Annotated in this window: 15 protein-coding genes and 2 pseudogenes; 11 read left to right on the top strand and 6 right to left on the bottom strand. The window is 40.4% G+C overall.

From position 1 onward, the window contains the following. Positions 1-300 precede the first annotated feature (300 nt). Complete coding sequence (locus AU377_RS07895) at positions 301-2,034, top strand: methyl-accepting chemotaxis protein (protein WP_067406601.1); 1,734 nt, start codon at positions 301-303, stop codon at positions 2,032-2,034. A 109-nt stretch (positions 2,035-2,143) separates the two neighbouring features. On the opposite strand, the gene AU377_RS07890 is transcribed toward AU377_RS07895, so the two are convergent. After that, complete coding sequence (locus AU377_RS07890; protein ID WP_067406599.1) at positions 2,144-2,695, bottom strand: ECF transporter S component; 552 nt, start codon at positions 2,693-2,695, stop codon at positions 2,144-2,146. A 179-nt stretch (positions 2,696-2,874) separates the two neighbouring features. On the opposite strand from AU377_RS07890, the gene AU377_RS07885 reads away from it, so the two are divergent. Beyond that, complete coding sequence (locus AU377_RS07885) at positions 2,875-3,723, top strand: pyridoxamine kinase (protein WP_067406598.1); 849 nt, start codon at positions 2,875-2,877, stop codon at positions 3,721-3,723. A gap of 133 nt (positions 3,724-3,856) precedes the next feature. On the opposite strand, the gene AU377_RS07880 is transcribed toward AU377_RS07885, so the two are convergent. Then, positions 3,857-4,042, bottom strand: a complete 186-nt coding sequence (locus tag AU377_RS07880; RefSeq protein ID WP_067406595.1) for a hypothetical protein — start codon at positions 4,040-4,042, stop codon at positions 3,857-3,859. 350 nt (positions 4,043-4,392) lie between these two features. Continuing rightward, positions 4,393-5,274, bottom strand: coding sequence for a LysR family transcriptional regulator (locus AU377_RS07875; RefSeq protein WP_067406592.1), 882 nt, complete (start codon positions 5,272-5,274; stop codon positions 4,393-4,395). Positions 5,275-5,431: 157 nt separating this feature from the next. On the opposite strand from AU377_RS07875, the gene AU377_RS07870 reads away from it, so the two are divergent. The 8 genes and pseudogenes from AU377_RS07870 to AU377_RS15910 form a co-directional block, all read left to right on the top strand. Beyond that, positions 5,432-6,568 (top strand): citrate/2-methylcitrate synthase, encoded by a 1,137-nt coding sequence (locus tag AU377_RS07870; protein WP_067406590.1) that lies wholly within the window; start codon positions 5,432-5,434, stop codon positions 6,566-6,568. Then, complete coding sequence (locus tag AU377_RS07865; RefSeq protein ID WP_067406587.1) at positions 6,561-6,785, top strand: group-specific protein; 225 nt, start codon at positions 6,561-6,563, stop codon at positions 6,783-6,785. Before AU377_RS07870 ends, AU377_RS07865 begins: the two co-directional genes overlap by 8 nt. A 54-nt stretch (positions 6,786-6,839) precedes the next feature. After that, entirely contained in the window at positions 6,840-7,361 is a 522-nt protein-coding gene (locus tag AU377_RS07860; RefSeq protein WP_067406584.1) for a hypothetical protein, read from the top strand. A 236-nt stretch (positions 7,362-7,597) separates the two neighbouring features. Further along, positions 7,598-7,867, top strand: a complete 270-nt coding sequence (locus AU377_RS07855; protein WP_067406581.1) for a DUF2277 domain-containing protein — start codon at positions 7,598-7,600, stop codon at positions 7,865-7,867. A 224-nt stretch (positions 7,868-8,091) separates the two neighbouring features. Continuing rightward, the gene (locus AU377_RS07850) at positions 8,092-8,580 is read left to right on the top strand and encodes a DUF2975 domain-containing protein (RefSeq protein WP_067406580.1); all 489 of its coding nucleotides are present in this window, start codon (positions 8,092-8,094) and stop codon (positions 8,578-8,580) included. 11 nt (positions 8,581-8,591) lie between these two features. Continuing rightward, entirely contained in the window at positions 8,592-8,816 is a 225-nt protein-coding gene (locus AU377_RS07845) for a helix-turn-helix transcriptional regulator (protein ID WP_067406577.1), read from the top strand. A gap of 103 nt (positions 8,817-8,919) precedes the next feature. Then, positions 8,920-9,090: pseudogene (locus AU377_RS15300) on the top strand (DUF817 family protein); the annotation flags it as partial. 269 nt (positions 9,091-9,359) lie between these two features. Then, positions 9,360-9,542, top strand: a pseudogene (locus AU377_RS15910) (YmaF family protein); the annotation flags it as partial. A gap of 11 nt (positions 9,543-9,553) precedes the next feature. Here AU377_RS15910 and AU377_RS07840 read toward each other — a convergent pair. Beyond that, positions 9,554-10,339, bottom strand: a complete 786-nt coding sequence (locus AU377_RS07840) for a CPBP family intramembrane glutamic endopeptidase (RefSeq protein ID WP_067406575.1) — start codon at positions 10,337-10,339, stop codon at positions 9,554-9,556. Positions 10,340-10,455: 116 nt separating this feature from the next. On the opposite strand from AU377_RS07840, the gene AU377_RS07835 reads away from it, so the two are divergent. Then, positions 10,456-11,163, top strand: coding sequence for a YjjG family noncanonical pyrimidine nucleotidase (locus AU377_RS07835; protein ID WP_067406572.1), 708 nt, complete (start codon positions 10,456-10,458; stop codon positions 11,161-11,163). Positions 11,164-11,342: 179 nt separating this feature from the next. On the opposite strand, the gene AU377_RS07830 is transcribed toward AU377_RS07835, so the two are convergent. Together AU377_RS07830 and fdhA are read right to left on the bottom strand one after the other, a co-directional pair. Further along, positions 11,343-12,182 carry an MIP/aquaporin family protein gene (locus tag AU377_RS07830; RefSeq protein ID WP_067406569.1) on the bottom strand — a complete coding sequence of 280 codons (840 nt, stop codon included), beginning with the start codon at positions 12,180-12,182 and terminating at the stop codon, positions 11,343-11,345. Positions 12,183-12,304: 122 nt separating this feature from the next. After that, positions 12,305-13,585, bottom strand: coding sequence for a formaldehyde dehydrogenase, glutathione-independent (gene fdhA, locus AU377_RS07825; protein WP_082731965.1), 1,281 nt, complete (start codon positions 13,583-13,585; stop codon positions 12,305-12,307). Positions 13,586-13,613 lie beyond the last annotated feature (28 nt).

The following is a 13,613-nucleotide window of genomic DNA, read 5'->3' as shown; positions in this document are numbered from 1 at the left end:
TAAGCGAAAGTTGTATGATATCGTTTGTAGGAAGTAACATGATAAATTGATTATGAGACAGCCGACTCTATCTAGGGTCGGCTTTTTAATATGATGATAAGAGGAGACGATTAAAAAATATTAGAAATCTCATAGAATTACACAATATCGCCATTGAATTTACTTAAGAGAGTTTAAAAATGGCCGATCAAATAATAGATAATCTGTTTCATGCGGAGGAAACTTCTAATTGAACAGATTTGTGAATAGCAGTGAATGAAGTGTTGTCAAAAATAATGGAATCGAACTGAGGGGAAAGTTATGTTAAATTTTTTCGTCAAAAAACCAAGTACTTGGCAAATGTATTTAGAACAGACGAATGGGTCGGAAATTGAAGGAATCGGAGAGCGTATAAAAGAAAGAATGGCATTTATGGGCGTTACCGAAGAAACAATTCGTCACGTACAAGCGGCATCACATATTTTACTCCCATACCAATCTGAAATTATCAATCAATTTTACAAACAAATTACGGCGGCCGGTCATCTTGAACAATTGATTGCTAAACATTCTACGATAGAGCGATTAAGGAACACAATGGAGAAATACTTAGAACAGCTCCTTCATGCTAAAGTGGATCGGGAATATGTCTTGACAAGGGTTCGAGTGGGCCAAATACATAGTCAAATCCATTTGACAGCTGAACATTTTATCGCTGCACACCATTTATTGATACAAGTAATGACGACTATTTTAATGGAAAAAATGCACCATAAACCAAATGAGATGATTGAAAGCGTGCTTGCCATCCAACGATTAGCAGCTTTTGACCAACAGTTAATTGTCGAAGTCTATATGGAAGAAACATTTAAAGCTTTTTTATTTGATATGTCCGATATGTTGAACAACATGACTGGGTTAGATACGTCTAAACAACTGATTGCTGGAATGGACAATATGTTAGAAGAAAGCTATAGCGTTACGGCAGCTACGGAAGAAATGAGTGCTTCTGTAGCAGAAGTAGCCGATCAAGCAATAAAAGCTGCAGAAAGAGCAGATGAAGCAGTGCAATCCGCGGAAAAAAGTCAAAAAGATATTCAAGGGGCGCTTGAAGATATTCAACAAATCGGCAATTTGTATTATGAAGTGGTCGAACAAGTACATCAGCTCAATACAGAAATTGAGCATACTGAAACAATTGTCAATGTTATTCAAGGTATTGCAGAACAGACAAACTTACTTGCTTTAAACGCAAGTATTGAAGCAGCGCGCGCAGGAGAACAAGGGAAAGGTTTTGCGGTTGTTGCCGATGAAGTAAGGAAGTTAGCAGAGCATACAAAAGAACAAACGTTAAAAATTACTGGTAATATGAGGTCTTTGTTCAATGTTGCGCAATCTGTTACGACGCAAATGACCCATACTGAAAAGCTTGTGGATCAGAGTATGGCTGACGCAAAGTTTGCCCATCAAGCACTGGATGCAATGGTTTCAACGATGGATGATATCAACGAGGCGACATCGCAAATTGCTGCAATGACTGAAGAACAAACATCAGCGATCACTGATATTACTGAACGAAATTCGACAATTCATAATTCAAGTACATATGCTCGGGAAATAGCAAAAGAGACAACGGAAGCTTTTTTTGATCTAAGTATGGATATGGATCGATACCGTCTTACGTTTTTGGAAACGAATATTCAGCTAACGCCCAAAGATATCTTGCGAGTTGCGAAAACAGATCACCTTCTTTGGAAATGGAAAGTGTATAACATGCTGATGGGATTGACTGCCATTGATATTGAAAGTGCTTCAGCGTATCGAGCTTGTAGATTCGGAAAATGGTATTACGGTGATCTCCCGTCCCGTTTGAAACATAGTCCAGCATTTCAACAACTAGAAGAGCCACATAAAGCTGTTCATCAATATGCAGAAATGGCTGTTACTTATTATCAAAATGGACAGATCGATCAGGCTGAGGAAGCTTTCGAACAGCTACATCGAGCATCTGAAACGGTTGTCACTTTGTTGACTGAATTAGCTTCTGAATTATAAATTGTGAGGAACAGGGAGTCATGAATTACTGTGCTTTCGAAAGATAAAGATACAAAAACCTCCTACTGAATGAACCTTGACTCATTCAGTAGGAGGTGTATTGTACAGCTTAAAATTTCTTGCGAAAGTACGGTGTTTTTTTCAATACAGTACAGACAGGTATCGCGATCAGTAAGCCGACAACGTTTTGAATGATGTCTCCTGGAATGGATGCGATCGGTGCGACCCAGTTATTGTACATGAACCCTTGTCCGATATAGTATACCGCGATCATCACGGGCATAGACACAACTGCTGCTAAAATGTTTAATTTCACATTGTCGCCGCGATGCCCTTTCGACCAAGCGATTTTACCAACGATGGAGCCTTGTAATGCGCGGGCAACAATTGTAATAGGCGCCCAAATTAACCAGCCACCTACGACATCGAATAAGCCCATTCCGATCGCTCCGGCAAGCATTCCCTTTTTAGGGCCAAATAAAATCGCTGCGATGAAAAGCATGGATGTTCCTAAATGAATGAGACCGCCTTGTCCGATCGGAAGCTTAATGTTAATGAACATTGTGGAAACTAAAACAAGCGTTGCTAAAATAGCTGTTAATACTAAGTCAAATGTTTTCGTGCGCGTGTTTGTATAGGACTGACTTTGTATATTTTGCATTTGTGCTTCCTCTCCTTTTTAATAATTTGAAATATGAATTCTTTGATTACTTTCACTTTAGCAAAGGACTGACCATCGTGAAAGTGTCACTTCTATGAAAAAGTATGGGGTCAGATTGTTTTTTAATTTATGATACGATGAAGATAGAATAAGTAACGATGTGTTAGGTGGGGAGATAGATGAAAAAGGTTGCGGTCATTCAAGATATGTCATCTTTTGGGAAATGCTCATTAACGGCTGCCATTCCTGTATTGTCTGTAATGGGTGTGCAGGCGGTTCCATTGCCAACTGCGATCTTAACAGCGCAAACAGATTATTCGAGCTTTTATTGTGAAGATTTAACGTCAAAAATGGGCCGTTTTGTAGAAGAGTGGAGCAAACTTGGTGCGACTTTTGACGGTATTCACACAGGTTTCGTGACAGGAAAGGAGCAAATCGATAACATCTTTGAGTTTTTAAACGTGTTTCACACGAAAGAAACGAAGCTGCTTGTCGATCCGGTCATGGGCGATACGGGTGAAGTGTATAAAATATTTACGGGCGGGTTGCTTGATCGTATGAAGGAACTCGTGAAGTGTGCAGACATTATTACGCCTAATGTAACAGAGTGTTGCATGCTTACGGGATTGTCCTATGAAAAGTTACAAAGTTATCGAGATGATTCAGATTATATGCATGCATTAGAGGGGGCGGGGCGCGAGCTGCAAGAAACAACTGGCGCGACCGTTATTATTACTGGTTTGAATCCGCCGCCGACAGCTTCGAACGAACGTTTTGTAGGCAATATGTATATCGATGAGAATCGTTCATTTTATCGTTTACTTGACTACAATGGTGAGAACTATTCCGGTACAGGCGATTTGTTTGCATCCGTCATCATGGGCGGCATGATGCGCGGGCAGAATTTGGCAGCGTCGATGGAGCTTGCAGAGACGTTTTTAGCTGCTGCGATTGAAGCAACATCGAAGAAGCAAATTCCAAACGAGGCCGGCGTGAATTTCGAACAATTTTTGCGAATGCTAATTTGAGGAATAGGTTGAAGTTTTTTGTTGAAAAATAACAGTGAGCGAGATATAAATTAACAATGAAGATGTTTGGGCACCTACTATTATTAAGAAGTAACAAAAAAGACTCAGAATAACATCTGAGTCTTTTTTGTTACTATTTCCCCAGCATTGCCATTAAACCTTTATAAATTAGGACAACGGAGAAAATTAAAATCGCCAAAATACCTATTAAATTAGTAATCGGCTCTATACCTGCTAGGAAAGTTCCTGTTAAGGAAACCTTTAATAAAGCAAATCCCGCTAAAATACTTGCCAACATCAAAAGAATAAATCGGTCCATTCTGTTAAGCCCCCTCTCATTTTAGTATATGTACAAGTACAAGTGAGGTTTGGACCAATTACACCTCATATGAGGCTATTGACTTTAATAAAATATACGCTTTTTAGGCCTTACCTGTATGAAATGCTGTACTTCCGAACCGTAAAAAACATACATGGAGAAATGTGAAATCGATCGTCGTGAAAGAGGCGCTGATAAATGATGGGACAGGCTGGGAATACCGCTAGGAGTAAATAATTTTCGGGGCGATATATTAGGCTGGAAGAATAAATCCTTATTGTAAATAAACACAAAACACGTTTCATTTGATGATTGAATGAAACGTGTTATTTTTATTACTATTTTCATTTTTAAATAAAATTCTCCTCCAACATCTTCAACAATTCTTTTACCGCGAAAGATTGGTAGGCCCCTTTTTTTGTAATAATTCCCAGTCTCCATAGAAGGATTGGATTTTCGATCGGAACAATTTTAACATTGCTGTTCGTTTGTTTGTGATAGATAGATTTCGGCAAGATTGTGATGCCGAGTTTTGATGAAACAAGTTCGATAATTAAATCCCATTGAGAGCTTTTATAAGCGATGTTTGGAGTGAAGCCCTTGTTTTCACACGCTTGGATGACGTAATCATGTAAAGCGAAGTCTTGCGAAAAAATGATGAAATTTTCATCTTTCAATTCATCTAAAGACACCGCGCTTCTTTCGGCTAGTGGGTGATCTTCATGCAAAAATAGAACAAATTCATCTTGAATAAGCGAGGAAATCTGAAATTTGTTTTCATTGGCTGGCAAGACAACGATGCCAAGATCTATTTCCCCATCTTCCACAAGCTGTTCGATTAACTTTGCGCCAAGTTCTACTAACTCAAGCGTTACATTCGGATATTGTTTGTGAAAATGATGGGCAATTTTCGGGAAAAATAGTGTGCCGATGAGCGGTGGGATGCCCAGTTTAATTTCGCCGCCGGTTACGTTGCGAAGATCATCTAACAATATGCTTAATTCGGATAATGCAGCGAGTGCTTTCTGCCCCTGTTGGTAGACGATTTGCCCGGCATCCGTCAAATGTAACTGTCTTGTGGATCGATCAAATAGCTGCACTTGAAGCTCATCTTCTAATTTCTTCACTGCTTTACTTAAAGAAGATTGTGTTAAATAGGAGTGGGCGGCAGCTTTTGTAAAACTATTATGTGTGGCCACTTCGATAAAAGATTTTAAGTCGCGAAATTCCATTTCATCCTCCTATTTATTCTTTTTGTTCATAGTTTATATTCGTTATATTCATTTTACTCATAGTCCAATGAACTGTAAACTAGTAATATCAACTTGTTGGAAATTTCGGAAAAATTATAAACGCAAATGATAAGATTAGAAAAGGAGTTGTTTAACTATGACAACAGCAGGATTAGAAGGAGTCGTAGCAACACAATCCGGGATTAGTTCGATCATTGACGGTGTACTGACGTATAGGGGAATCGATATTGACGAATTGGCACTACAGGCCAGCTTTGAGGAAGTTCTTTATTTGTTATGGCATGATGAATTGCCTACAGTAGAAGAACTTAACAAGCTTAAGAATGACCTTGCCATCCAAGGCGTTTTGCCAGATGAAATCATTGCTTTGATTAATGCCTTCCCGAAAGATACGCATCCAATGGCAGTGCTGAGAACGGTCATTTCGGCGCTTGAGCTGTATGATCCAGATGCATACGATATGTCTCCTGAAGCCAATCTACGGAAAGCATTGAATATCCAAGCGAAGATTTCAACAGTTACGGCCGCTATACAACGTGCAAGAGAAGGAAAAGAGATTCTTTCGCCACAATCAGATTTAAGCTTTGCCGAAAATTTCTTATATATGTTAACGGGCGAAATTCCAGATGAAATCGCTCGCCAATCGTTCGACACGGCTTTAATCCTCCACGCTGATCACGAACTCAATGCATCTACATTTGCTTCACGTGTGACGGTAGGGACGCTTGCCAATATGTATTCAGGAATTGTATCTGCGATCGGTACTTTAAGCGGTCCACTGCACGGAGGAGCGAACGAAGCTGTCATGGAAATGCTTGAGGAAATTGGAGACGTTGAAAATGTAGAATCTTATGTGTATGAAGCATTCCGCACGAAAAGAAAGATTATGGGATTCGGACACCGTGTTTATAAGACAGGGGATCCGCGGGCGAAATTCTTGAAAAGCATGTCAAAAAGTCTAACTGCCCTCAAAGGACAACAGGCGTTATATGAAATGTCCGTCAAAATTGATGAAATTGTAACGAAAGAAAAAGGGCTGCTGCCGAACGTTGACTTTTATTCAGCCTCCACTTACCATAGTCTTGGGATCGAAAGAAACCTATTTACGCCAATCTTTGCCGTTAGCAGAACGTCAGGGTGGACTGCACATATTATGGAACAATATTCGAATAATCGTTTGATTCGTCCACGGGCGGAGTATGTTGGATCCCAGCTTAGAAGTTATATTCCAATCGAGGAAAGAGCACTGAAAGAGGGATGTTTGCGTGAGTAAATGTACAATTGATCATTCAATTGACGATGTGAGGAAAAAGTTGGAGGAACAAAGAACATTTTTGCCTAAAGCATTATACGAGAAATATTTACTTTTTTTGAATGAACAGCGGGATCAGGCGACTTTAAATGAAGTCTTTCATTTATTGAAAAAGTATGATTTGGCATCTGAAGAAGTAAGAGAAGAACGAAATGCGGGCTTAAGGAAGTTGATTTGAAAATAGAATCAAGTGACTGTCCAATAAATTTTTGCATCAATTGGAGATGTAAATATGTACGATCCTACAATATTCGATAACTTAAAAGTCGTATTTGAAAATGAAGTGTATGATCTTGATAATGTAGATCGGAAAATAACAATTACTAATCGCAAGGATGTAATGGATTTTGCGATTTTAGCGCGAGAGTTTGCCATTCAATTTACGCTAGAAGACCAAAAAGATATAACCGCCGAAATTGTGTTAACCGCTTCATTAAACGATTTAGCGGGGGAAATTTTAGAGCAGACTGAAGAAGGCTTAGGTTGCTCATTGGTGTTGCGATTTATAAAGTCGATTCAAAATGTAGAGCGATGTAAAGAGATTGAGCAGGCGCTAAAAGGGATATGGGAAGATGGAATTAATTTGACGCAAACTCTAGGTTTCAATTATGGGGAAGAAATGGAAAGTTATTCTAACCATATCGAACTTAGATTCAAACGGAAAATTAACGAAGCACATATGCATGAAATAGACGATTTTCTCAAACATGTTTTACTTTCTTTAGAAGTATTGCATCGGATTGGAATCGAGTGACTGTTACTTCCCAATCCAAGATTAGGGGCTGTCCTAGAAGTGCCTGGCACCACGATACACTTTCAAAATGTAGTATCATTTTTCAATTTTGATACTATATTTAGTGTTCAATGGTGCCTGGCTCTTTGCTTTAGGACAGCCCTTTAAGCGTTATACTTTTAAATTTTATGAAAAAAAATGGCGTATGATAAAGCGAGTTATGTCTTTAGGAAGTCCTTATAGAAAGGTGAGTTACCATGTGCCGAAACATAAAAATGCTATTCAATTTTGATCCTCCAGCTACAGATGATGAAATCTACGCCGCATCGCTTCAATATGTACGTAAAGTGTCTGGATACAACAAACCATCAAAAGCCAACGAGGAGGCATTTTTTCAAGCGGTTGAGGGAGTGGCCATCAGTACAAGAAATTTGCTGAATTCACTAGAAACGAATACAGCCGTTCGTAATCGGGAAGCAGAAACAGAAAAATCGCGGGCTAGAAATGCAAAAAGATTTGGCAATTGAGTGAGAAGGATGCTAGTTCCGTATAAATTATTTTCTGAAATATAGTCAATTAAATAGGTTAAAGTTGGAGCATTCTTTGTTTAGAGAAGAATGCTTTTTTTATTTTATTTTAAATGTATATACAAGTAACGATAATAATATAATACAAAGGGATAATTATTTATTGTAAAACGATAAAAAATCTGTTAAGATCAAAAAGAAATTAAATAGGTGAGGTGTTTTTTATGAAACGAGAAACGGGATTTTTAAAGATTGCTGTAATCTTTATTGGCATTCCTGTGCTTGCTTTATGTGTATTTTTGTTGCCGCAAATCGCAAGCGAAGCAATTGAACAAGCAAAAAGGGGTGCGTCGCTAGCTTATGCAGTTTTTGGCATTTTAATTGTAATGTATGGATCGGCGATACCGTTTTATATGGCGTTGTTTCAAGCATTAAAACTGTTAAGCTTTATTGATAAGAACGAGGCGTTCTCAGAGTTGTCAGTAAAAGCCCTAAAGAAAATTAAAATCTATGCGATAATCATCAGCGGCTTGTATGTGGTCGCTTTGCCATTCATCGCGATTATAGCAGAGTGGGACGACGCACCGGGCCTCATAGTAGTTGGCATGGTCATTGTGGGTGCTTCGGTGGTAGTCGCAGTTTTTGCAGCTGTTTTGCAAAAGCTATTAAAACATGCGATCGAACTAAAATCAGAAAATGATTTAACGGTCTGAGGTGAAAAAACATGGCAATTATTATTAATATTGATGTGATGTTGGCAAAAAGGAAAATGAGCGTAACAGAACTTTCGGAGAGAGTAGGCATCACGATGGCGAATCTGTCTATATTAAAAAATGGAAAAGCAAAAGCGATTCGATTATCCACTTTAGAGGCGATTTGTAAAGCGTTAGACTGTCAGCCTGGAGATATTTTAGAATATCGAAGTGATGAGGACAGTCAAAGTGAATAAAGCTGGGCAGTAACCGAAAATGCAAAACGAACGGCAGTGAACCGATGTGAAAACCCGAAATTTAGTGATCTCCTCTTCGAAAGAAAAAATGCCCTTGTCGGCAAAAATGATGCCGCTTCCTTTCTTATCACGGTATGACTGGCTGCTTATCATTTGTCTTCTGATGCAGGTGTGGATGGTGCAGTCTGGGCTCGAAACGCGTGACGAACTGAAGGTGATCACATTATTTCACTTGATTGGACTGACGCTTGAAGTCTTTAAGGTGCATGTGGGCTTGAACTGCCCCGTAAATGTTAGCCGCTAAACTAACATTTATGGGGTGTTTTTATGTCTAAATATACAGTAGGGCTCTGATGGGTTATTTTATCCAGAGACAGAATGGGTTAACTTTTGTATCGACCGTCCGATCTCACAAATCAGTGGTCTTTTTTACCTCATTTTATCTTGTCATTGGTTTTGCTTCCTCTACATATGGTGGGTATTAAGGAAATAGAAGGAGTTGAATGATAGGTTAACAGACCCTAGCCCACTCAAGCGGGTCATACGCATGGTCATCTGGGTGCGACGACATGCGCGGAACATCACATTCATATGCATCCCGGCGTTACGAGCACGCCGATTCCGTTGCTTGGCGGTTATCATGTCCATTACGTTGAAATCCGAACAACTGTAGATGATGGCCATTCACATGTGATTAAAGGCTTCACGCAACCTTCGAAAGCTTAGCAACGATAAAATTAGCAATGTGAGCGAAGAGCCGTTTTTTGTTGGAAAATTGCTGGTACGAATAATGCGCCTGTAAAAACAATTGTTACAGCGATTTGGATTCCTTCTATAAGAAGTCCGTCACCCGAAAATGGTTCACTCTGCAAATAGAAAGCATTGAGCATGCCGTGTAAGATTGCTGAAGGAATGACTGAATTGGATTTTATACGGAACAAGCTGATCAAAATAGACAAAAGGAACAAATGAATAAAAAATAGGGACGTACCGGCAAATGGAGAAGCCGTAAATTTGTAAAACAACGCAATCGGCAAATGCCAGACCGACCAAACGATTGCACTGAACAAGATCGATTTGTAAAATCCAAACCCTTTCGTGTAATGAAATAAATAACCTCTCCACACGACTTCCTCAAACAATGCAGAAACCGATGCAACCGTCAGTCCGATGATCCACAAGAAGAAAAAGCTCTGGAAAAAGGCAGCCCCAAAAAGATCTTCATCGAATAAAAGCTTTATGCCTACAAGCTTGAAGAGTGTCATGATGATCGGGAGAACCATCGCAATAAAAAACCACCGATTTACTGTGAATGAAAGACCTAAAGTGTGCACGATAGGATCGCTAAATAAACTTTTATGGACGAGCAATACAGCGATCAAAGGAAGAATCATCGCCACACCTAACAATTGAAAGTCACCCTCATTCGTCCCGCCGCCAGTGAATTGCAATGCAACATGGAAAATAGTAGTTAAAAAATAGATCAGGCCAATTACAATCATTAACTTTGTTTTTATATTCATAACGTTTTGGAAATCCTTTCTCGAAGAATTTATGATCAATCATTATGTCGCTACCATATAAAGCAGAACTTGTATCGAAATGAAAAAAATTTCTATAGAAAAGGGTGCTATGATGGATGAAAAAAACGACGTATGAAGTTTTACTATTTGATGCGGATGACACACTATTAGATTACGGCTTAGCAGAGAAAAGGGCCTTAACGAATACATTTGAAGCATTTGGACACCCGACCGGATTAAAGGTGTGCGAATCTAGTTTTAAAGAGATGAGTAGCAGGCTGTGGAAAAAGTTGGAGCAAGGTTTAATTTCATTAGCGGAATTGGGTGAAAGTCGTTTTCATCGATTATTTGAGATGCATCATCTTGAAATCGATGCAAAAGCATTCAGCCATGCTTATTTCGATAATTTAAGTAAAGAAGCCCATCTAAAGGAAGGGGCATTGGCGCTCTGTGATAGTCTGAAAGAATTCAGACTCGCTATTATTACAAACGGTTTTGCGAATATGCAGACATCGCGGATTGGCAGCTCGCCTTTACATAATGCATTCGAACAAATAATCATTTCAGAAAATGCCGGTTCTCAAAAACCGCAAAAGGAAATTTTTGAATATGCGTTTGCTCAACTTCAAGTTACAGATAAAAAGAAAGTCTTGATCATCGGTGATTCGTTAACCTCTGATATCCAGGGGGGCATCGACTTTGGAATCGACACGTGTTGGTACAATCCAGAAGGCAAAGAGAATCATATCGGCAACCAGCCCACGTATGAAATTCGGCATTTGATGGACTTAGTAAAAATCTTGAAAGCTGAGACTTGCGCATAATCTTAAAAGTCGCCCATGGAGTTAGCCATGGGCGACTTTTTGGGTGGGAGATTGTGAGAGAGTTCCCAACGACTCCGTGTAAGTCTCCAATCAATTGCGTAAAGTGTCCAACAAACGCCACGCAATGTCCAACAAACCCCATCTAGCTTCACAAAAAATCAGCCGAAATGGCTGATTTTTTATAAATGCTCCTTAATTGGCTGGGATGCTGCTAATCTTGGCTGCCTTTTTGCGGCTTTGTTCGTCACATGAGCGGCGATAATGGCAATGAGACAAACGGTACCAACTATCCAAAAAGCAACTGAATTTTCGCCAGTGAACACTTGTTGATAAAATAATGCACCAAACGTACCTCCAAGCAGCGGGCCAAAAACTGGTACCCAGGCATATTTCCAGTCGGATGAACCTTTCCCAGGGATCGGCAAGAAAAAGTGTGCGATTCTCGGACCGAGGTCACGTGCCGGGTTAATGGCGAAACCGGTTGTTCCGCCCAATGAAAGCCCGATCGACATGACAAGCAACCCAATGATGAGGGGATTGAGTCCTTCGGTAAATTCATTGGCACCGATCGCCAAAATCGCTAACACAAGCACGAAGGTGCCAATCATTTCACTCGCGAAATTGGAAAGCGGCTTTCTAATCGCTGGAATGGTTGAGAAAATAACTAGTTTTTCTTCTTGGCTTTTTGTTTCTTCCCAGTGAGGCAAGTAGTTTAGGAACACAATGACAGCGCCGATCATTGCGCCAATCACTTGCGCCACAATATAAGTCGGGACACTTGCCCAAGGAAAAGCGCCGATGACCGCTAATCCAATGGTCACTGCCGGATTAATATGAGCGCCGCTAATTCCGCCAACTGCATAAACAGCAATGGCCACAGCAAAACCAAATCCCGCCGTAATGACGATCCATCCAGAATCATTGGATTTTGTTTTCTTCAGTACAACCCCTGCTACAACGCCGCACCCTAAAGTGACTAAGATCATCGTTCCGATTAATTCACCAAAAAAGGCCGACATAGAAAATCCTCCCTTAATAAGCGTAATTTTCATTTACGATCAAGGATTTGAATAAAGAAAATCCACGGCAAGATCCTCCTATTCGAAAGTTTGCCGTGGATTTGTTGTCTTTGCTTATTTACTTATCGGTTCTTGATCAACCCGTGCGGATCGATGACGAATTTTTTCGCTGCGCCTTTATCAAACACTTGATAACCATTTGGTGCTTCATCCATCGAAATGACAGTTGCATTGACTGCTTTTGCAATTTGCGCTTTGCCGCTTAAAATGGATTTCATTAAAAATTCGTGGTATTTCATGACCGGTGTTTGTCCAGTGACGAAGTGATGTGCTTTTGCCCAGCCTAAACCGATGCGGATTTTTAGTGTGCCCATTTTGGCATCGTCATTCACTGCACCTGGATCTCCAGTTACATACAACCCTGGAATTCCGAGGCGTCCGCCTGCACGTGTAATATCCATAATGGAGTTAAGAACCGCAGCAGGCGCTTCACCGTGACCCGGCCCGTTGCCATGTGCTTCGAATCCGACACAGTCGACCGCACAATCAACTTCTGGCGTCCCAAGAATTTCTGCAATTTGTTCTCCGATATCATCATGTTTACTAATGTTAATTGTCTCACATCCGAAGCTTCTTGCTTGCGCTAAACGTTCTTCAATCATATCGCCTACAATGACGCAAGAAGCACCAAGCAGCTGTGCCGAATGAGCAGCGGCGAGTCCAACTGGTCCCGCTCCTGCAATATAGACCGTCGATCCAATCTTCACCCCTGCACTGTAAGCACCGTGGAATCCTGTCGGGAAAATATCAGATAGCATCGTCAAATCAAGAATCTTTTCCATCGCCTGATCTTTATCCGGGAACCTTAACAATTGGAAATCTGCATAAGGTACCATGACATACTCAGATTGTCCGCCGACCCAGCCGCCCATATCAACGTATCCATAGGCAGAACCAGGGCGATCTGGATTCACGTTCGTACAAATATGCGTATCTTGCTGTTTACAATTACGACAGCGGCCGCAAGCAATATTAAACGGTACAGAAACAATATCTCCGACTTTCATAAATTCAACGTCGCTTCCGACTTCAATGACTTCTCCGGTTATTTCGTGACCTAATGGAAGTCCGCTCGGGGCAGTTGTCCGTCCGCGCACCATGTGCTGGTCACTTCCGCAAATATTCGTGGCGATCACTTTCAGAATGACACCATGATTACATTTTCGTCCAACGTTCAACTTATTGACACCAGGTCCATCTTTTAACACTAATTCAGGGAAACCAATATCTTCGACAGCTACCTTTCCTGGCTCTTTATACACGACGGCACGATTACCTGTGCTTTTGTAAGCGGCCACCTGTTTTTCTACGAGCTTGTCAACGGCAACACTATTTTTAGACATAAACAAAACCCCCTAAATAGTAGTTTGT

The sequence above is a fragment of the Sporosarcina sp. HYO08 genome, from assembly GCF_001563475.1.
Taxonomy (GTDB): domain Bacteria; phylum Bacillota; class Bacilli; order Bacillales_A; family Planococcaceae; genus Sporosarcina.
Note: the sequence above shows the minus strand (reverse complement) of the source record. Positions and strands in the feature narration are given on the sequence as shown.